This is a genomic window from Bacteroides sp. DH3716P (assembly GCF_025914115.1).
GTDB classification, from domain to species: Bacteria; Bacteroidota; Bacteroidia; order Bacteroidales; family Bacteroidaceae; genus Bacteroides; species Bacteroides ovatus.
Genome location: NZ_CP083673.1, coordinates 6,634,514 through 6,635,016 on the forward strand (window position 1 = coordinate 6,634,514; position 503 = coordinate 6,635,016).

Annotated in this window: 1 pseudogene; it reads left to right on the forward strand. The window is 49.3% G+C overall.

From position 1 onward, the window contains the following. Nucleotides 1-503, forward strand: a pseudogene (locus KQP79_RS26105) (AAA family ATPase); the annotation flags it as partial.

Below are 503 nucleotides of genomic sequence, written 5' to 3' on the forward strand. Positions count from 1 at the left end.
AAGGCAACAGATACTTATAAAACACCTCCTCAGATTATATGGGTTGATAATTCCAGCATAGCCACATTGGGCAACTTCAGTGCTTCTACTGGTAAGGCAAAGGCGAAAAAGACCTTCAACGTGTCTGCCTTGGTAGCCGCTTCCCTCGCCAACGGCAAGGTACTGAACTATCGCGCCAGTCTGCCAGAGGGGAAACGCAAGATACTGTATGTAGATACGGAGCAGAGCCGCTATCACTGCCATAATGTGCTGGAGCGCATCCTGAAGCTCGCTGGTCTACCTACAAGCATCGACAACGAGAACCTTGACTTTATCTGTCTGAGAGAGTACACGCCCTCCGTCAGGATAGAGGTCATAGACTATGCGCTTGCCCAAGACCAAAGCTATGGACTGGTCATCATCGACGGAATCAGAGACCTGCTTCTCGACATCAACAATGCGGGAGAATCGGTCGAGGTCATCAACAAGATGATGGAATGGTCATCAAAGTATGACCTGCACAT